Annotated in this window: 18 protein-coding genes and 1 riboswitch; of the genes, 14 read left to right on the top strand and 4 right to left on the bottom strand. The window is 45.6% G+C overall.

Annotated elements, in window-relative coordinates:
* Positions 1 to 104: 104 nt before the first annotated feature.
* Positions 105 to 1,013: an AraC family transcriptional regulator gene (locus tag NLX67_RS14645; RefSeq protein ID WP_254312258.1), complete on the bottom strand. Its 909-nt coding sequence runs from the start codon at positions 1,011 to 1,013 to the stop codon at positions 105 to 107.
* A 213-nt stretch (positions 1,014 to 1,226) separates the two neighbouring features.
* On the opposite strand from NLX67_RS14645, the gene NLX67_RS14640 reads away from it, so the two are divergent.
* Positions 1,227 to 3,173, top strand: coding sequence for a glycoside hydrolase family 127 protein (locus NLX67_RS14640; RefSeq protein WP_254312257.1), 1,947 nt, complete (start codon positions 1,227 to 1,229; stop codon positions 3,171 to 3,173).
* Positions 3,174 to 3,268: 95 nt separating this feature from the next.
* Here NLX67_RS14640 and NLX67_RS14635 read toward each other — a convergent pair whose 3' ends face one another.
* Positions 3,269 to 4,606: a 5'-deoxyadenosine deaminase gene (locus tag NLX67_RS14635; RefSeq protein WP_046180733.1), complete on the bottom strand. Its 1,338-nt coding sequence runs from the start codon at positions 4,604 to 4,606 to the stop codon at positions 3,269 to 3,271.
* Between the two features lie 44 nt (positions 4,607 to 4,650).
* Positions 4,651 to 4,750, bottom strand: a riboswitch (purine riboswitch).
* Positions 4,751 to 4,862: 112 nt separating this feature from the next.
* Between NLX67_RS14635 and NLX67_RS14630 the strand changes: the two genes are divergently transcribed.
* Positions 4,863 to 5,273: a hypothetical protein gene (locus NLX67_RS14630; protein ID WP_046180734.1), complete on the top strand. Its 411-nt coding sequence runs from the start codon at positions 4,863 to 4,865 to the stop codon at positions 5,271 to 5,273.
* Between the two features lie 34 nt (positions 5,274 to 5,307).
* On the opposite strand, the gene NLX67_RS14625 is transcribed toward NLX67_RS14630, so the two are convergent.
* Positions 5,308 to 6,924: a PucR family transcriptional regulator gene (locus NLX67_RS14625; RefSeq protein WP_254312256.1), complete on the bottom strand. Its 1,617-nt coding sequence runs from the start codon at positions 6,922 to 6,924 to the stop codon at positions 5,308 to 5,310.
* Between the two features lie 187 nt (positions 6,925 to 7,111).
* Here NLX67_RS14625 and uraD point away from each other — a divergent pair, with 187 nt between their 5' ends.
* The 12 genes from uraD (at position 7,112) to NLX67_RS14565 (ending at position 18,757) form a co-directional block, all read left to right on the top strand.
* Positions 7,112 to 7,633: a 2-oxo-4-hydroxy-4-carboxy-5-ureidoimidazoline decarboxylase gene (uraD, locus tag NLX67_RS14620; RefSeq protein WP_245618118.1), complete on the top strand. Its 522-nt coding sequence runs from the start codon at positions 7,112 to 7,114 to the stop codon at positions 7,631 to 7,633.
* Positions 7,621 to 7,977 (top strand): hydroxyisourate hydrolase, encoded by a 357-nt coding sequence (gene uraH, locus NLX67_RS14615; protein WP_046180736.1) that lies wholly within the window; start codon positions 7,621 to 7,623, stop codon positions 7,975 to 7,977. Before uraD ends, uraH begins: the two co-directional genes overlap by 13 nt.
* 69 nt (positions 7,978 to 8,046) lie before the next feature.
* Complete coding sequence (locus tag NLX67_RS14610; protein WP_254312255.1) at positions 8,047 to 9,051, top strand: XdhC family protein; 1,005 nt, start codon at positions 8,047 to 8,049, stop codon at positions 9,049 to 9,051.
* Positions 9,048 to 9,611 (top strand): NTP transferase domain-containing protein, encoded by a 564-nt coding sequence (locus NLX67_RS14605; RefSeq protein ID WP_254312254.1) that lies wholly within the window; start codon positions 9,048 to 9,050, stop codon positions 9,609 to 9,611. Before NLX67_RS14610 ends, NLX67_RS14605 begins: the two co-directional genes overlap by 4 nt.
* 47 nt (positions 9,612 to 9,658) lie before the next feature.
* On the top strand, positions 9,659 to 10,513 hold the full coding sequence (locus NLX67_RS14600; protein WP_254312253.1) for an FAD binding domain-containing protein: 855 nt from the start codon (positions 9,659 to 9,661) through the stop codon (positions 10,511 to 10,513).
* Positions 10,514 to 10,535: 22 nt separating this feature from the next.
* Complete coding sequence (pucD, locus tag NLX67_RS14595; RefSeq protein WP_254312252.1) at positions 10,536 to 12,791, top strand: xanthine dehydrogenase subunit D; 2,256 nt, start codon at positions 10,536 to 10,538, stop codon at positions 12,789 to 12,791.
* The gene (locus NLX67_RS14590; protein WP_254312251.1) at positions 12,757 to 13,251 is read left to right on the top strand and encodes a (2Fe-2S)-binding protein; all 495 of its coding nucleotides are present in this window, start codon (positions 12,757 to 12,759) and stop codon (positions 13,249 to 13,251) included. Before pucD ends, NLX67_RS14590 begins: the two co-directional genes overlap by 35 nt.
* A gap of 202 nt (positions 13,252 to 13,453) precedes the next feature.
* Positions 13,454 to 14,245 (top strand): ABC transporter ATP-binding protein, encoded by a 792-nt coding sequence (locus tag NLX67_RS14585; RefSeq protein WP_245618119.1) that lies wholly within the window; start codon positions 13,454 to 13,456, stop codon positions 14,243 to 14,245.
* Positions 14,246 to 14,251: 6 nt separating this feature from the next.
* On the top strand, positions 14,252 to 15,106 hold the full coding sequence (locus NLX67_RS14580) for an ABC transporter permease (protein WP_375143390.1): 855 nt from the start codon (positions 14,252 to 14,254) through the stop codon (positions 15,104 to 15,106).
* Between the two features lie 25 nt (positions 15,107 to 15,131).
* Positions 15,132 to 16,151, top strand: a complete 1,020-nt coding sequence (locus tag NLX67_RS14575) for an ABC transporter substrate-binding protein (protein ID WP_254312249.1) — start codon at positions 15,132 to 15,134, stop codon at positions 16,149 to 16,151.
* A gap of 97 nt (positions 16,152 to 16,248) precedes the next feature.
* A complete protein-coding gene (gene allC, locus NLX67_RS14570) occupies positions 16,249 to 17,493 on the top strand; it encodes an allantoate deiminase (RefSeq protein WP_254312248.1) in 1,245 nt (414 codons plus the stop codon).
* Between the two features lie 13 nt (positions 17,494 to 17,506).
* Positions 17,507 to 18,757 (top strand): pyridoxal-phosphate-dependent aminotransferase family protein, encoded by a 1,251-nt coding sequence (locus tag NLX67_RS14565; RefSeq protein WP_254312247.1) that lies wholly within the window; start codon positions 17,507 to 17,509, stop codon positions 18,755 to 18,757.
* 82 nt (positions 18,758 to 18,839) lie between these two features.
* Here the strand turns inward: NLX67_RS14565 and NLX67_RS14560 are convergent, their stop codons facing one another.
* Entirely contained in the window at positions 18,840 to 19,688 is an 849-nt protein-coding gene (locus NLX67_RS14560; RefSeq protein ID WP_254312246.1) for an STAS domain-containing protein, read from the bottom strand.
* Positions 19,689 to 19,871 lie beyond the last annotated feature (183 nt).

The following is a 19,871-nucleotide window of genomic DNA, read 5'->3' as shown; positions in this document are numbered from 1 at the left end:
ATGAAAATAGGGGCGGAATAAATCATGTTTGAGGCGGTAAATCATTTTGTCGCCTCAAACCGCATGGAAACCGCCCGAAAATACGATTTATCGCCCCAAAACGGTTACTCTTTGTTAAGAGGAATACGATGATAGGCTTTCCTATATTTAGACGGGGTCAGTTTTTCATATTGCTTGAACAGCCTCATAAAATACCGTTCGTCCTGAATGCCAATGGTCCTCGCGATATTTCCGACGCTTTCATTCGACATTGTCAGTAAATCCTTTGCTTTTGATAATTTCAACATATGAATATATTCATGCACCGTCAAGCCGGTTTCTTTTTTGAAAAAGCGGCATAAGTAATCACGGTTGTAGTTAAATTGCTCGGCGATTTTCCCTGTCGACAGCTTTTCAAGTGAATTTAAACGAATCCATTCTAAAATCGAAGCCATTTTTTTATCGGAATTTTTTTGATCGGACGCAAGATGAAAGTTCTTAATCGTTTGTTCCGACAGTTCGATCAGTACAGAAGTCGCCAAATAATCAACGGCGCGGCTGTGGTAATAATGGGCATTTGCTACATCGAGCAGCTGGTTGAACAAAATGGTCAATCGGTCTGATTGATGTGGAGCGGAAAAGAAAGGCAGAAAGACAGCTGATTCATTCTGATACAGCTCCGGTTTTGATTGAATGGCCTTTACGTGCTGATCTACTTCGAGCTCATTCATAACAAAGGGATCGCTTTCGTCAGAAAATAAAAAATGAAACCAGTAAAAAGATGTTCCGGGCGGGCATTCTTTATATCCTTGATGAACTTTATGCGGAGGCAAAATCAATAAATCACCCGGATTCACTTCAAATGTAGTGGATTCGCATTGAATATAAAGCGTTCCATGAAGGCCGATAATCATTTCATAATCCCCAATCGAGCGCTTCATATGTGTCCAAGGGACATCGGTAATGAACTTACCACCGAGTGTAAACACAACAGGCTGCTGAAGGGAAGCGTGCAAATATTCTTTTAACATCATCCGTCACCCTTTTTAATCTGAATTGATAAGTTAGTCAGTTTTGTCCACCAATTATGCGGTTTCATGTACTGATTTTGATTTTATCAATATGCTATTCTTTAAACAAGATAAATATTGTAAGCGCTTTAAAAATAAAAAGGGGAAGGAAAGGAAAAGTCAGTTTTATTTGATGATTGAAGATGGTGCAAAGGGCATGTAAATGGAGGGTGAAGAATGACGCATACAAAAATGAAAAACAATGTGAATGTTCAAGTGACCGATTCGTTTTGGAAACGATACATGGATATCGTTCGGCATGAAGTAATTCCATATCAATGGGAAGCGTTAAATGACAGAATTCCGGACGCAGTGCCAAGCCGCGCGATTGAAAATTTTAAGATTGCGGCAGGTGATGAAACAGGCGAATTTCATGGATTTGTTTTTCAAGACAGCGATGTGGCTAAATGGATTGAAGCTGCAGCGTTTAGCTTGGAAAATGCGCCGGACGCGGGACTTGAACAGGCAATTGATGAAGTAATTGATTTAATTGGCCGTGCGCAGCAGGAAGACGGATATATTAATACGTATTTTACGATTAAAGAACCAGAAGGACGGTGGAGTAACTTACGTGATCAGCATGAACTTTATTGCGCCGGTCATATGATCGAAGCCGCTGTTGCGTATTATTATGCTACAGGCAAGCGGACATTTCTTGATATGATGTGCCGGTTTGCAGACTATATTGACGAAGTGTTCGGCAAAGAAGAAGGAAAAATACGCGGGTACGATGGCCATCAGGAAATTGAGCTTGCGCTTGTGAAACTATATGAGGCAACCGACAATAAAAAATACTTGAGCTTAAGCAGCTATTTCATTGATGAAAGAGGACATCAGCCACACTTTTTTGATTTAGAAAAGGAAAAAAAGCAAGATGATCATCCGTTTTTTTGGAATGACAGCTATGGCTATCACCAAGCGCATGTGCCGGTCAGAGAACAGAAAAAAGCGACGGGTCATGCGGTGCGTGCTATGTACATGTACACAGCAATGGCGGATCTTGCATTAAAATCAAATGACGATGAACTGAAAAAAGTGTGTGAAGATCTATGGGAAAATGTCACGACAAAACAAATGTATGTGACGGCTGGTGTAGGGTCGATGGAATTTGGCGAAGCCTTTTCAACAGACTATGATTTACCGAATGATACAGCGTACACGGAAACGTGTGCTTCGATCGGACTGGTGTTTTGGGCGAAGCGGATGCTCAACTTACAAGCGGATGCAAAATATGCAGATGTCATGGAAAGAGCGCTGTACAACGGAACAATAAGTGGAATGGACTTGGACGGAAAGAAATTTTTCTATGTAAATCCGCTGGAGGTTCAGCCGGAAGTGTGCGAACATCGCCAGGATCATCATCATGTAAAGCCTGTCAGACAGAAGTGGTTCAGCTGTGCATGCTGCCCGCCGAATTTGGCCCGTTTAATTTCGTCAGTCGGACATTATTTGTATACAGTCCGGCAAGATGAGCTGTATGTGCATTTGTATGCAGGGAATAAAGCGGACGTGCAGCTAAACGGACAAAACGTTGTGATTGATCAACAAACGAGCTATCCGTGGGATGAAAAGGTGTCGATAACTGTTACGCCAGAGCAGGAAAAAAGCTTTACAATAGCGCTCCGGATTCCAGGCTGGTCGAAAAATGCACAAATCCTGTTAAACGGCGAAAAAGTAGAGTATTCGACGTTATTGAAAAAAGGCTATGTACATCTTACTCGTTCTTGGAAACAAGGTGATCAAATTGAACTTGTTTTTCCGATGCCAGTTGAAAAAATTCGTGCAAATCCAAAAGTAAAAGAAAATGCGGGGAAAGTAGCCCTGCAGCGTGGTCCAGTCGTTTATTGCCTGGAAGAAGCAGATAATGGGAAACAGCTATCAACAATTAAAATATCGGAAAATTCAGAATTGAATCCGGCGTTTAAACCGGATTTGTTGGATGGAGTTGTCGTAATTGAAGGGAATGGAGTTCGCACGAGTGCGAACGATGCCTCATGGGAAAATGTTTTGTATCAGCCGATAAAACAAGAGTCTGTAGACGTTTCAATCAAAGCGATTCCTTATTTTGCATGGTGTAATCGTGAACCGGGTGAAATGATCGTCTGGATTCGGGAGGAAAACTAACAGTCAATTCAAAATGAAAAACTTCTTGGATAAAGAAAAGGCGATCCTGTCAAAAACAAATATGTTTTGATGGAACCGCCTTTTTTGAGAATAGTTTAACTGACAATGGCCGTCCGGCTGAGCAGTCGTTTAATCGATGCATCTGCTTCTTTCAATACGGTTTCTTTGTCAATCGTTTTCATGATATTGTTTTCCATCACGATCTGGCCATTGACAACGGTCGTTTCCACATCTGCGCGTGTAGCGGAATACACGATACGTGAAATTGGATCGATGTCATAGGAAGGAAATGTATGGAAATGGTTTAAATTTAAAATCGCCAGGTCCGCTTTTTTACCGATTTCAATGCTGCCGATTTCGTGATCCATCCCGACAGCACGGGCGCCGCCAATTGTCGCCATTTTAAAAACGGTGCGGGCATTCATGCTCGTTGGGCCATGAATCGGCTTTTGAATAAGAGCGGCGAGTCGCATTTCATTAAACATATCCAAGTTATTATTGCATGGAGCCCCGTCCGCACCTAAACTGACCGATGAGCCGGCATCAAGCAGATCCGGCACGTCGGCGATGCCGGAAGCGAGCTTTAAGTTCGAGCCCGGACAATGACTGACGTGGACGCCGCGCTCTTTAATGATTCGTTTTTCCTGTTCATCCAGCCAAATGCAGTGGGCTAAAATGAGCCGCTCGTTCGCAAGGCCGAGGTGATCGAGATAGACGACGTTGCGCATACCGGTTTCCTGCTCAACGATCGCAATTTCTCCTTTGTTTTCAGAAGCGTGGGTGTGTACTTTTACGTTGTAGTGTGTGGAGAGCTTCTGCACTTCTCTTAACAGTTCTTCTGTACAAGAAACCACAAATCGCGGTGAAAACGCATATTGGATGCGGCCGCTGTCATACATATGCCATTTTTCCAGTAAATCGACACTTTTCTGAATGGACTCCGCCGTTTTTTCCTGCAGTCCGATTGGCACTTCATTGCCTTTGTCCATCATCACCTTGCCGGATAATGCACGGATCCCGCTTTGGGCAATGGCGCGAAACGCGAAGTCGGTATGATTGACTGTTTCCATATCGACAATGGTTGTCGTACCGCTTTGCAGCAGTTCCCCGATGCCAAGCATAGCCGAATAGTAAATAGATTCTTCATCATGGGATGCTTCAAGCGGCCAAATCCGCTCTTTTAGCCAGTCCATCAGTTCAAGGTCATCCCCTTTTCCGCGAAACAGCGTTTGACATAAGTGGATATGTGTCTGAATAAACCCGGGGATCACGGTCCGCCCGGATGCGTCAATGACACGGTCGGCGATTGCCTCATTAAGAGAAGGACCGACGGATTCTATTCGGTCTTCATTAATAAGAAGATCTCCTCTGATGATTTCTTCTTTTGCATTCATCGTCACAATTTGTGCGTTTTTAATGAGTAAGCTGCCCATCTTCATTCCTCCAATTCATTATAAAAAGACTACGAAAAAATCAGCAATGGCACTGATTTTTTCGTAGCCAGGAATTTACGGTTCCGAGTAGAGACCCTTAACCCGTATCGTTAAGGATATACGAAAAGTATAAGCTGATCATATGAAGTTATGAGACGGGATGCAACTTATCTGTTAGAAAATCTCACGCAAATTCTGCCAGTAATCTAAAGTCATGATTAAATAAGGATAACGATAATCATGAGGAGGCTGCATTATGAATGTACAGTTTTTAAACGAACAGCATAAAAGCCGTTTTGAGCTGGCGCAGGCCTCAATGCCTGTTATGCAGAGGGCAGATCGTTCTAAGCTTGCTTTCGTATTTTTAATTACAGGAGACCGGAAGCTGCGAAAAAAGATCAGCCCGTATATTAGTTTAAAGGACGGTCGTTTTTTATGGCCGGATACGTTGATGGACCGCGATTTAACGAATGGCGATGATGCGCTTTTGACACTGGCACTTCAGTTTTTAAGTGACGTGAAAGCAACAGCCCCGATCCATTTAATGGATGAATTAACTGACGATCAGTTAAGGCTGGCGCTAAATGCCATAATTGTCCGGCGTACCGGAATTCAATGTTCTCCCAATAAAGAAAAAACGGATGAACGCTATTATTACTATATATGAAAGAAGCCTAGGGGTCGTTCCCTGGGCTTCTTTTTTACGTATTCAGTAAGTGCTTGATGCGCAAAGCGAGACGGATTTGCAGGGAAAAGTCAGGGTCTTTCAGTGAAGTGCCGAGCAGTTCTTCGCACTTTTCCAGTCTGTAGACGACGGTATTCCGGTGTACAAACAGCCGCTTGGCGGTTTCGGAAATGTGACAATGGCTTTCCATATAAACAAACAGTGTATTAAGCAGCGATTTCTCTTCTTCTAAATTACCGAGCTTTAGCTGCTGGACAGTATGCTTGTAAAACTGTGTTAAGTCTTTCGCTGGAAGCAGCCGCAGCAGTTCGCTCACGTCTTTTGTCCGATGGAAGTGGACGGAAGAAGGTCCGCTCGACAATCGGTTTGTTTTTAACGCATCACGTGCTTCTTTGTAGCCTTGACGAACGAATAAAAGCGAGGAGCACAGGTGGCTGACGCCAAATGACATTGTCATTTTATGCTCACGGCTCATGCGAGCTTGCAGCTTTTTTAAAAAAGAAGCAGTAAACGAGTGAGTGTCTTTAACATGATCCGGTACTTTTAAAAGCAGGATCAATGTTTCGCCTTTCGTGAACAAATGGCAAGGTACGTCCATCGTATGCAATTCCTTTTCGAAAAAATAATAAATTTCATCCAGCTCTTTTTGGTTCGTGTAATACGACCATTCTTCTTCTGGCGCATCTATCCGCCCGGCGGCGCAAATGTATTTTTGCTTCAGCGGCAAGTCGAATTCCTTCGCCCGGCTGACAGCTTCTTCCTCGCTTGAAAACGCATCATCTAAAAAGTTTGAGAAGAATTCATTGCGTATCCGGCGTGTAAACTGCTTAACGGCATCTTCCTTTAAAAGTTCAAATGAAATGACGTTCAATGCCTGCTCAATGGTTAACAGCTTTACATGCTCTGTCGGATAAATTGGTCCTTCCAGCAGGAGCAATGCCGCTTTTTTCTCATGCGTATAAACAGGAAACAGCGTGTAGTCTTTTTTTGGGGACAGTGTGCTAAACGCCGTAAAAGTAGAACTCGGCGATAAAAAGGAACCGTGCTGGGACGCCCATTTTTTAAATGGAGAAAGCACTTCGGCTAATGAATCATCGCCGGCAATTGGCGAAAAGTAAGCGGTGCATAAAAAGGCACTGTGTCCGGTGAGTTCTGTTAAGTTTGCCAGCAGAACATTTAACCCTTTTCCGCTCATAATGTGGCCTGAAAACAGTTTATGCGTATCAATAGCGCCCCGTAATTCACTTGTTCGCTTATCGAGAATGATATTGAGCATTTGGTTCACAGTTTCGCCGAGTGACCAATTTTCGGGGATTTCAACGATTGGAAATCCAAGGTCATCCGCGAGGAGAACAGCTTCTGACGGAAGTTGACCGAAAAAACGTTTCGTTTTAATGAAGAGCGCCGCGCAGTTTTTTTGTGCCATTTGTCCAATGAGGCGAACAAGCTCGTCTGGCTCATCTTTTACATGATAGCCGGTTGTCACAAGTAAATCATTCGGTTTTAAATAAGGGAGAATATCGGGGGCATCCATCATTGTAACGTTCGTAATATCGTTTAAAACGCCTCTTTCACCAGCAGCAAGCTTAATGTCGTGAAAAGGAGGTTGAGCGAGCAGTGTTTTTAATTTCACTAAAATCCCTCCATAAAATAACTTATGTTATATTATATAACATAAAATGAGTCGGTTTTGTGAAAAAAAGCAGAAATAAATTAATTTTTTAGTAATTATAACTAATGACAGAGTATGTTTTTCCTTGTAAACTCATATTATGTTACGTGTTGTTACACAATAAAGTTATAAAAAAGGGTGTGGGAAATTGCTGACCATACAGTCTGTAAATCAAATGAAGAAAGTTTCCTTCGTTCAGCATTTTGGTGGAGTATTTGAGCATTCGCTCTGGGTGGCAGAACAGGCTGTGCGTGATCGTCCTTTTCATTCGGTAAAGTCTTTGTATGAAAAGATGGCATCGATTGTACAGGAGTCGGCTGTTTCTGATCAGCTGGCCTTGCTGAGAAACCACCCGAACCTTGGAGCGAAAATAAAGATGACCGATGCATCGGTAAAAGAACAGACCGGTGCGGGATTGACGTCACTTACAAAAAACGAGTTCGACCAATTTTCGATGCTGAATAAGGCCTATACAAAAAAATTCGCTTTTCCTTTTATTATCGCTGTGCGCGGCAAAACGAAAGAAGACATTTATCGTCAGATGGAATTGCGTTTACAAAATGATAAGGATACTGAATTTGACATCGCTTTAAATGAAGTATTCAATATTGCTTATTTTCGAATAACAGACATCGTCACAGAAGAGGAGCCGAGTAAATGCCTGCATTAACGACGCATATTTTGGATTTAACCCACGGGCAGCCGGCAGCAGGTGTCGCCGTGGAGGTCTACTTTTTTGAAAACGAAACGGAAAAGAAAAAAATCGTGCAATCTGTTACAAATCGGGATGGCCGGGTAGATGAACCACTCGTTTCCGCAGACGAATTCCAGGAAGGCGAATACGAGCTGTTGTATTACATTGGCGATTATTTTCATCAAAAAGAAACCAATATTGTTGATCCGCCTTTTTTAAACCGTGTATCAGTGCGAGTCAGTCTGTCGGCTGCCGAAGCGCATTATCATATTCCGCTTCTCATCTCGCCATGGGGTTATCAAGTATATAGAGGAAGCTGACAAAAAGGGCAATGATTTTTTAAATCAGCGCCCTTTTTTCGCACAGTGAATTTGGATGGAGGAATCAATATGGAAGACATTCATGATTTGTTGGATGCCATTGACTCATCTTCTGTTGGTGGAGTACTGGCGGCAGTCGTTAAAGTCACGGGATCCGCGTATAAAAAAGAAGGCGCGGCGATGCTGTTTAAAGCGGATGGAACACAAGTCGGCCTGCTGAGTGCCGGCTGTCTGGAGGAAGATTTATCCGAACGGCTGAGAGAAAGCGATGAGCCGTATAGGGAATTTGTCTATGACATGCGTGATGAGGATCAGCTGTCGTGGGGAGAAGGATCCGGCTGCAACGGAGTCATCCACGTGTGGACGGAAAAGTTAAGCGAGGCATACGTGGCGCATTTGCTTCAATTGAAAAAAGCGCTTCGGGCCGGCCGGTCTGTATTAATGTTGAAAAAGCGGGGCGCCCGTTCAGGTTATTTATTCATTCCGGATGAAGGTGAACCGTTTGGGTGCTGGGAAGGCGGCGTCCCTGATGACTGTCGGGTGATTGAGCGGGGCATGTTTTTCAGCAAAGCGTTGGGCAGTGACGTATACGTACACCGGATTCGTCCGAAGCAGAGGCTTGTTGTGTTCGGGGCGGGACCGGATGCACGGCCGCTCGTTTCGTTCGCGGCGGGTGCCGGGTTTTCTGTCACTGTTTCCGATTGGCGTCCGGCTTTTTGTACTGCAGCTCATTTTCCGGCCGCTGAAAAACATGTTATCGGTTTTCCATATGAAGTGATCGACAGGATGGAACTAAAACCAAACGATTGTGTAGTGATCATGACGCACAATTTTAAGCGGGATCAAGAGTTAATCCATGTTTTAAAAGATAAAGAACTACGGTATCTCGGTGTGCTCGGTTCTAAAAAAAGAACAGCCCGCCTGTTCGGATTGGATCCTCTTCCTCAGGGTATTACATCACCCGCCGGGCTGTCCATTCAGGCGCAGGGAGCGGAGGAAATTGCGATCAGTATTGTGGCCCAGCTTATTGGAGTAAGCCATTCTGTTCCCTTGAAAGAAGCGGCTTGTTTATGAGTGGTCCGGTTATCGGCATCTTGCTTGCGGCCGGCAACAGCCGCCGGATGGGAACAAATAAACTGGCACTGCCGCTCGGCGACACAACAATTGGCAGTGCATCACTGAAGTCGGCGCTCTCATCAACGCTCGACCATGTCATTATTGTTCAGAAAAAAGAAGACGAAGCTCGATGGATTCACCCCGCTTTTTTCAAAAAAGAAAACTGGTCACAAGCAGCGTGCGAAGACGCGTTTCGTGGACAGGCGCATTCACTGGCTGCCGGCTTAAAAGCGGCAGAAGAAATGGGTGCACAGGCAGCTGTCATTCTGCTGGCAGATCAGCCGTTTGTGGGTTCCCGATTGATTGATCAGGTGATAGATACTTATAAAGAAAAGGGTGCGTCATTTGTGGCATCACGTTTTAACAGAACGCCCCGTCCGCCTGTTCTTTTTTCGAGCCGTCTTTTCCCGGTGCTGCAAGGGCAGGGGGACCGGGGAGCAGGAAGTTTGCTGAAGCAGCCGTCTTTTGCACACAAAGGCATGATGATAGATGTTGAAATGGCACGTCCTTTTTTTTGATATTGATACAAAGCATGATTACGAACAAGTAGTGAGGAGGGGATGGGATGGATGTGTCAATGCCGGTGCCGACGTCCGTCTGGCAGCCCGGGAGTTTGGAAGAAGCCTGGTCGTTAAAGAAAGAACTTGATGGTGTGTCCCGGTTTATCGCTGGCGGAACGCTCATGCAAATGCAGCGGGAACAAGGGGTTGTGTTTCCCCCTCATTTAATCAGTCTGGAACAACTCCGTGAACTGGCGGATATTGAAGAAACGGTAGATGGATCGATTCGAATTGGGGCACTGACCGATCTGGAAACGTGCCGGACGCATCTGCTGGTGAAAAAAATGTGTCCGTCCTTATCGGAAGCGATCGGCACAATTGCATCACCAGCTGTGCGAAATCGAGGCACGATTGGCGGCAATATCCTGTATGGAATCGGTGATGCCATCCCGATTTTGCTGGCGATGGACGCGCGGCTTTCCTGGTTTTGCGAAAATGGCATTCGGTCTGAATGGCTGTCTGATTATGTGAACGGACAGGAGAGCCTGGAAGAAGGAGCAATTTTGACCGACATTACGATCCCTTCTCTGGTAAAGGGGCATTGCTTTTTTCGCAAAATCGGCCGCAGAGAAACGTTTATTCCATCGATTGTCACTGTCGCAATGTATATGGAGATGGCGGACCAAAACGTGATCAGGTCGATCCGGATTGTGGCGGGCGGCGGGGTGAACACGCCGCGGCGTTTAAGGGGATGTGAAGAAATGCTGGTCGGAAAACAGCTGACGGATGATTTGTTGTCGGCACTTTCTATCAAAATAAAAGAAGAGTCGGCATTGATTGGCGATGTGTTTGCGTCAGCGAATTACCGCCGGACAGTGGCCGCGAATCTACTTTTAACGGAACTGCAATCTGTCCGGTAAAACCGGAGAAGGGAGCATAGTAATGGCAAAAAAAATCCGGCCGGACGGCAAAGAGAAAGTGACGGGGCGGCTGAAGTATTTAACTGATCTTGCCTTTTCGAATATGCTGTACGGCAAAATTTTAAGAAGTCCTTATCCTCACGCCCGTATTCTTTCAATTTCTACAGATAAAGCGAGACAGCTCCCTGGCGTACAGGCGGTTATCACCTATAAAGATGTGCCCGGCTTAAACGGTTTTGGCATCGTGACACCAGATCAGCCAGTGTTGTGCAAAGATATCGTACGCTATGTCGGAGATGCGGTGGCAGCTGTCGCGGCGGATTCTGTTGAGACTGCCACACGGGCGCTTGAGCTGATTCATGTTCAATATGCACCACTTCCTGTTCTGGACAGTCCAGAAAAAGCATTGGAAGAAGGGGCACCGCTTCTTCATCCGAACGGCAATGTTCTTCACCGTGCCGGTTTTCAAAAAGGGGACATCGAATCAGAATTTGCAAAATGTGCGGCAATTGTAGAAGAAACCTATCATGTGCCACGACAGCTGCATGCGTATATGGAAACGGAAGGCGGAGTGATTGTGCCGGAAAAAGACGGCAGTCTTACTGTTTACGTCGGCACGCAGCACGGCTTTAAAGACCGGTTTCAGCTTGCCAGAATTTTAGGGATGCCTGAAGAACATATTCGCGTCGTATCAAGTCCGATGGGCGGCTCATTCGGTGGGAAAGACGAACTGAACATCCAGCCATACGGCGCGATGCTCGCGCTTTCGACAGGAAAACCGGTGAAAATCCATCAAACGAGACAGGAATCGATACGCTCAAGCATTAAACGTCATCCGATGAAGATTACGATGAAAACCGGCATTGATCAAGATGGCAGGCTGCGCGCTCATCAAACAACGATTGTGGCTGATACCGGTGCCTATGCAACACTTGGACCAGCCATTTTGGATTTCGCGGTCGAGCACACATCCGGTCCATACATGATTCCGGCAGTAGATACAAAGGGTATTTCTGTTTTTACAAATAACGGCGTTTCCGGGGAATTCCGTGGATTTGGAGGCAATCAAGTTACATTTGCCCTTGAAGGACAAATCGATCGGCTGGCCGCTGCAATTGGAATGGATAGTGTGGAGATGAGACGCCTTAACATTCGAAGGGAACATGATCTTGGGCCGCTCGGCCAGCAGATTGCCGAAACAAACGGTGCTTTAGACGTGCTTCAATCAGCAGCTGCTGTATATGCCGAGAAAAAACAGTCATCACAAAATCAGGATCGATGGAAGCGGACCGGCACTGGCATGGCGATCACGATGCATGGCGGCGGGCTTGGATTCGGCCGGATGGACCCTGCCGGCGGGCGGTTGTCGCTGAAAGAAGACGGAAAAATTGAAATTTCATTTGGATTTGAAGAAGCAGGGCAGGGCATTCTTGCCGTCATTGAAACGATTACGACAGAGCAGCTTGGATGCGCAAAAGAAGACATTTCAATTATGATCGGCGATACATCGCTTGTGCCATCATCCGGGTCAACAACTGCATCACGTGGAACGAGTATGGTCTGGCATTCACTGCAGCGATTGAAAAAGCCATTTTTGCAGAAACTGCTGACTCGGGCGGCGTGGAAAACCGGAACGAAAGAAGGGCAGCTTTCAATCGGTCCAGGTGGTATTTGGGAAAACGGTGAATGCAGGCTGTCATTCCGAGAGCTTGCGTCTGAGCAGGCGCCGATTGTTATCTCGACTCAGTTTGATTTTCCGGTTTCGCCGGACCCGATAGATTCTGCTCATTTTTTATACACGTACAGTGGTGTTGTTGCGCAGGTGGAGGTGGATCTGTTAACAGGCAGGATAAATGTGACGGAACTGCATCAATCGCTCTCTGCCGGTCCAGTTGTAAATGAAATGGGCTATCTAGGACAAATCGAGGGTGGCGGTGTTATGGCGCTCGGTTATACACTGATGGAAGATGTGATAATGGCAGATGGTCATTACGTGACAGAAAACCTAGATTCCTATTTAATTCCGGGGATTAAGGATGTGCCCTTTAACTTACAGGTGAAGGCGATCGAATCGCTGCCGGCAGAAGATGATTATGGTCCGCGTGGTGTCGGTGAAATTGGTACCATAGCTGTAGCGCCGGCGATCGCCAATGCCATTTATGATGCGGTCGGACTGAGGGTCAGCCAGCTGCCGGTCAAGCCGGAGACCGTGTTGAAGTCAACGGAAGAAAGGGGTGTCCTGCATGGAAGCCAATCATCAAACAGCGGGGGGAACTGAGACAGTATCGGTTTCTTTTTTATTAAATGGTGAGCACATTCAACTGAACGCCTCACCCGTTATGAGAGCGGTTGACTTGATCCGCGGCGAGCTCGATCAAACCGGAACAAAAATTTCATGCGGCATTGGTCGCTGTGGAGCCTGTTCAATCTTAGTGAATGGGAAATTAGCGGTTTCATGCCTGCTTTTGGCTTACCAGCTTGAAGGAGCCTCTGTGATAACAATCGAAGGGCTCTCAGATCAAGACGAGGTGCATCCTATTCAAAAGGCATTTCTTGAGGAGGGGGGCTTTCAATGCGGCTACTGCACACCGGGGATGGTCATGGCGGCAAAGTGTTTACTTGATTCGAATCCTGAACCCGATCGACAGGCTATTCAAGAAGCTCTCTCAGGCAACCTTTGCCGCTGTACCGGGTATGGCGGTATCATCCGATCCGTGCAGTGTGCCAGTTCAAAATAAAATGTTGTCAGATAATCTAACGAAAAAAGACTTAATCTTATAAGGGTTAAGTCTTTTTTCTCTTTTATCACTAATAATCTAAACAATTTTTAGTGATAATGCACATTGAGGTTCAGCTTTATCCCTACTATGATGTTAGTAGATATCACATAGACGAAGAATGTCATTTTAAAGGAAGAATTAGTCGGGAGGAGAGATCGACGTGACAATAGAACAAAAGCAGGCAGTTTATTTTCAAAATGTCAGCAAAATGTATAACACAGGCACGATTGCTCTTAATCATTTTGATTTTCCAGTTGAGGAAGGAGAGTTTATCAGCTTTCTCGGACCGTCCGGCTGCGGCAAATCCACTGCGCTGCGAATGGTAGCCGGGCTCGGATCGCCAACGACAGGAGACGTAACTGTTTTCGGGAACACACCAGAAGACCTTATTAAAAATACAAATGACATTGCATTTGTTTTCCAGGATGCAAACCTGCTTCCGTGGCGCAGTGTACTCGATAATGTCCTATTGCCGCTCGAACTTCGGGGAGGTAATAAAAAAGAAAAAAAAGAAGCCGCGGTGAAGGTGCTTGAAATGGTCGGATTAAAAGACCATTTGAAATCATATCCGAGACAGCTGTCCGGCGGAATGAGAATGCGCGTGTCCATTGCACGGGCACTGGCGGCTAAGCCGAAGCTTCTGCTTATGGATGAACCGTTTGCGGCACTGGATGAAATTACCCGGCAGACACTTCAAATGGAGCTGCTCGACATATGGGAAAAAGAAAAAATGACTGTTCTATTCGTTACCCATAACGTGTATGAAGCCGTCTTTTTATCTTCTAAAATTGCTGTTATGTCCGCACGGCCGGGAAGACTGTCATCCGTTATTGATGTGAACCTTCCCTATCCACGTGAACCGGGTATGAGAACAGATCCGGCTTTTTCAAAATATGTCGGCATTGCATCAGCCAGCCTTGAAAATCATGAACAGCGGAAGGAGACTGTATAAATGGCGATGTCAGAAGTGGAAGTGACGAAGCAGCAAACAGCTTTAGCAGAAGCAGGCAAAAAGAAAAAACCAGTTGCTTCTACCTTTAAAGAAATGTACCTTGGACCGATTGCCGCATTCGTTTTATTTATCTCTTTATGGCAGCTTATTCCGGTAGTGCTTGGGCTTCCGCATTACATTTTGCCGAAACCGACCGATGTATGGGAAGCCACAGTTTCGGACTGGGCACTGCTCGCGGAAGCGATCCGCATTACCATTTTTGAATCGGTCATCGGCTTTTTACTAAGTGCTGTCATTGGCATTGGCGTTTCCGTTCTTTTGGCCAGCTCAAAAATATTAGAGCGAAGCATTTATCCATATGCGATTATTTTACAGACGATCCCGGTCGTGGCGGTAGCGCCGATTGTCGTCATCTGGTTTGGTGCCGGCTTTAACTCGATCGTCGTTATTTCCTTTCTGATCGGCTTTTTCCCAGTTATCTCGAACACGTTAATGGGCCTTAATTCTGCTGATAAAAATATGGATGAGCTTTTCACGCTTTACAACGCGTCAAGGTGGCAAAGAATGTGGAAGCTGCGCATTCCTGCAGCGATGCCATATATTATGGCTGGATTAAAAATTTCTTGTACGCTATCGATTGTCGGCGCAATTGTTGGTGAATATGTAGCCGGCATAGGAGGTGGAAATGGCGGCCTTGGTTATGCGATTACGGTCGCGGCCATTCAAGTGAAAACATCGTTTTTATTTTCATGCGGGATTGCGGCAGCGCTTCTTGGCATCAGCTTTTACCTGCTCATCAGCTTGTTTTCAAAAATGATGCTTGGCAGCTGGCATGAATCGGCTATGAAATCAGAAAAATAAAGAGATAGATAGAGGAGGAAGTGAAATGGAGATTGTAAAGTGGAAACAAAAAGGGGTACTCGCCTCTATGTTAGCGATGAGTTTAATGCTCGCGGCATGTGGAGGGGAAAACGCGTCGAATACAGAAAGTGAAACAGCCAGTACTGAAAGTAAAACAGAAGACGTAAAGCTCGTTTTAAACTGGTTTCCTAAATCTCAGCACGGCGGCGTGTACAGTGCGGTTGAAGAAAATGCTTTTGAAGAAAACGGCTTAAATGTAGAGGTAGAGCCGGGCGGACCGCAAGTATCGCCTATTCAGATCGTCGCAGCTGGTGATGCGCAGTTCGGCCTTGCGCATGCGGATCAAATGCTGATTGCACGCAATCAGGGCATTGATCTTGTCGCAGTAGCGGCAACGATGCAAGGCAGCCCTCAGGCATTTATGTTCCATAAAGGTGAAGGCATTCAGGACTTTGAAGATTTAAACGGCCGGGAAGTTTTTGTCCAGCCGGGCATTACATATTGGGACTTTCTAAAAAGCAAATACGATTTAAGCAAGGTTACCGAGCTTGGCTACAACGGCCAGCATGTAAATTTCATCGACAATAAAACGTCGGTGACACAGTCTTTCTTGACATCCGAGCCGTTTTTCATGGAACAGGAAAATGTGCCGGTTGAAACGTTGCTCGTGTCAGAATCTGGTTATGACCCGTACAATGTGGTGCTCTTTGTAACAAAAGATTATTTGGAAAGCAACAAAGAAACGGTCCAAAAATTTGTTGCTTCTTATGTAGAAGGCTGGGAGTCATATGAAGATTCGGCGGGGACAATCAACGAAGTTATTGTCGAAGAAAACCCGAACATTGAGCTTGAAGCGTTAAACTTTGAAACTGAAACCCAGCACGACTATGTGTACGGCATGGATGCCGCCGAGCATGGAATCGGCTACATGACACAGGAACGCTGGGATACACTGAAAAACCAATTGCTTGATATTGGCCTGCTTGAAGAAGATTTTGAAACAAGTGACATGTTCACCACTGAATTTTTACCGGAACACCATTGATCAGTGACCAAAAAAAAGAAAGGCTATCTCATGCTTTTGAGACAGCCTTTTCTTTTCCAAAAATAAGAGGACAGCACGTCAGTCAGGAGGAAAAGGTGTGAGTATTCCCGTACGAGAAGCAGAATATAAGTTTCCAACAGCAGATGAGATGATCAAGTGGCTTGCGTCGTTTGGTGCAACAGCGAACGGCGGTGTGACAAGGCTTTTATATTCAGAAGCTTGGAGTGAAGCCCAGCATGCGTTAAAGAGCGTCATGCACCAAAAAGGACTTGATGCCCGGTTTGATGAAGTTGGAAACTTGTTTGGACGTCTTACTGGCACTGATGAGCCAGAATCGGTTATTTTAACTGGCTCTCATATTGATACAGTAAAAGATGGCGGGCAGTTTGACGGCGCATATGGCATCGTCGCAAGCTTAATGGCTATGCAGCGTTTATACGAACAATATGGTCCGCCTAAACGGACTATTGATGTTGTTTCACTGGCGGAAGAAGAGGGGAGCCGTTTTCCGCTGACGTTTTGGGGATCTGGCTGGATCACGGGACGTTACTCATTAGAGGAGGCGGAGCATATTTATGATGCAGACGGTATTTCGCTAAAAGCGGCGATGGAAGCGGCGGGATTTGGCTTGAAACAGCGTTCGATCGAAACAAAAAAGCCGAAAGCCTTTGTTGAGGTTCATGTAGAACAGGGTATCGTGCTAGAAAGGAAGAAAAAGTCGATCGGTGTGGTCAGCCATATCGTTGGCCAGCGCCGATACACGGTTCAATTTAAAGGTGAAAGCAACCACGCCGGCACGACCCCAATGTCGATGCGGAAAGATGCGATGCGGCTTATGGCAGAGTGGGTCATATTTTTGTCAGATGAAGCGGAAGCGATAGATGAATCACTCGTCGCAACGGTTGGAAAAGTGACCGCAAAGCCAAACATGCCGAATGTAGTTGCGGGTAAAGTAGAATGCAGCCTCGATGTCCGTCATTACGACATGAAGATTTTAGATCAATTTGAAGAAAAATTAAAAGAATTTAAGAAACGGGCTGATCGCCGGGGCATGACGATGAGTATCAATCAATGGATGAATGTTAAGCCAGTTGCGCTGGACCAGGAAATGATGAAATCGGCTGCCCGGCAGGCGGAGCATTTAGGATTTTCTTATGAAACATTGATTAGCGGGGCAGGTCACGATTCACAAGTGTTTGGCGAATATTGCCCGACAATGCTGTTATTTGTGCCGAGCCGACATGGCATTAGCCATTCACCTGATGAATGGACGGAGCCGGACGATCTTGAAAAAGGCATTCAAATGCTGATGGGCGAGCTTTACGCCCTCGCTTATGTGTAAGGAGGAAAACAAGATGACGTATACAGATTTAAACACACCCATTCGGACAATCATGACACCTGGACCGGTGGAAGTAGACCCGCGTGTGCTGCGCGCAATGACAACCCCGATTGTCGGTCAGTTTGATCCGGCATTTACTCACATAATGAATGAAGTGATGGAGATGCTCAGAGTCTTATTTAAAACAGAAAACAAATGGGCGTTTCCAGTAGACGGTACGTCACGATCCGGCATTGAAGCAATGCTGGCAAGTGTGATCCGGCCGGGGGATCGCGTACTCGTACCAGTTTACGGACGATTTGGTCATTTACTAATGGAAATTTGTGAACGGTACGGTGCAGAAGTAGACGCAATGTATGCAGAATGGGGCACGGTTTTTGACCCGGCAGAGGTCATTCAAAAAATAACGGAAACAAAACCAGATATTGTAGCAATGGTTCATGCGGAAACATCAACCGGATGTATGCAGCCGCTGAAAGAAATCGGACAAGTGTGCCGTGAAATGGATGTTCTGTTTATTGTGGATGCGGTTGCATCAATTGGCGGTACAGATGTACGGGTGGACGAATGGTGCATCGACGGATTAATCGCCGGCACACAAAAATGTTTGTCCATTCCATCAGGCATGGCGCCGCTCACATATAATGACCGCATTGAAAGACGAATCGCAAGCCGGAAAAAAGTGGAGCGCGGCATCGCGACAGAAGAAGAGCTGAAGCAGCAGAATACAACGTTTATCCGCAGTAATTATTTTGATCTCGGCATGCTTCAGGACTATTGGGGGCCGCGCCGGCTGAACCATCATACAGAAGCAACATCCATGCTGTACGCGCTTCGTGAAGGGCTGCGGATTTTACTTGAAGAAGGGTTGGAAGAACGATTTGCCCGCCACGTTTTTCATGAAAAAGCGCTTATGGCAGGAATCGAAGCAATGGGTCTCGAATTATTTGGCAGGAGAGATGTAAAACTGCCGACGGTCACGTGTATTAAGGTGCCTGAGGGAGTTGAGGCGGATTCCGTCCGCAATATGCTTTTAACGGAATTCGGCATTGAAATTGCCAGCTCATTCGGGCCGCTTCACGGGAAAATTTGGCGGATCGGCACGATGGGCTATAGCTGCCGTCGTGAAAATGTGCTTGCGGTGCTCGGTGCATTAGAAGCAGCCTTGATTCGCCACGGCGTTCAGGTTCATCGGGGGGAAGCGGTTCAGGCAGCGCTCGACTGCTACATGAAGCCGGCAGTGAAAGATCCAGTTGAAGCATAATGAAAAAGCTTCAGAACATTGTAGAAGAATAGCAAAAAGGCTTTGTCAAAAGAAGTAAATGTCTTTTGACAAAGCCTTTTCATTATGAAAATAAATAAGAAGATTGCTGTAAATCTTTTAAAGCGGTCTCCAAATTTGCTTTTACATCCATTTCACCAATATTAATACCGATTGTGATCATCGTTTGAGCCACTTCCGGACGAATCCCGATTAATGAAGCTTCAACGCCAAGCAGGGACAGCGCATTAATCACTTTAAAAATTTGATCCGCGACCATTGTATCGACGGTGACAACACCGGACAAATCAAGAAGCAAATGTGAAAGCTGCAAGTGCGCCGCTTTTTGAAGCACTTCTTCCATTAAAAATTTTGCCCGCTCTGTGTTCATGCTGCCGATCAGAGGAAGCACTGCCACACCTTTTGTGATTGGAACGACTGGTGCCGATAGCTCCAAAAACGCCTGATTGGATTTCTCAAGCGTTTCCTGATGAAAATGCACATAAGAAAGGCTGAAGGCATAGACAGCCTCGTCCAGCAAGGGATCTAAAATGGCGATCATCTCAAAGACTGTATCTACCGACATTTGCTGCTGCGTTACTTCAAGCTTTAAAGCGTCCCATATAGCAGCGCGAAATATACTTGTGGTGCGAAGCGCTTCATCCATTGGAAGATCCATGCTGCAGGCTATTTCTCCTGTTTTCCTCCCCCATTGGTTGAACCTTTCCATGGCGAAATCTGTTTTCGGCTGTTCAACAAGAATATCCCCAAACATTTGAATAAAGTTGGCCCGATACTCCCGTGCTTCTTGTGTGTCCGATTCGTCTTTTTCATAACTCCCTTCTGTTTTAAGGCGATTTTTGTAAATATTCCAGGCAATTTCATATTTTTGCTCAATCAGTTTTTCACCAAGAACACGCAGTTCATTATTCATTACAGTTTCCTCCACTAGACTGATAATTGCGGACACATAGATACATTGATTTTTCCCTTTTTGAAAAAATTTAAACGATGAATTTTTATGAACAAAATGCACAAAATGTTGACATTGCGAAGTGTATGAAGAATTAATAAGGATAGGACAAGCAAGGATTGCTTTAGTGAAGGAAATTAGAAA

Origin of the sequence: Domibacillus sp. A3M-37 (assembly GCF_024213455.1) — a bacterium.
In the GTDB taxonomy this organism is placed as follows: domain Bacteria; phylum Bacillota; class Bacilli; order Bacillales; family Domibacillaceae; genus Domibacillus; species Domibacillus tundrae.
Note: the sequence above shows the minus strand (reverse complement) of the source record. Positions and strands in the feature narration are given on the sequence as shown.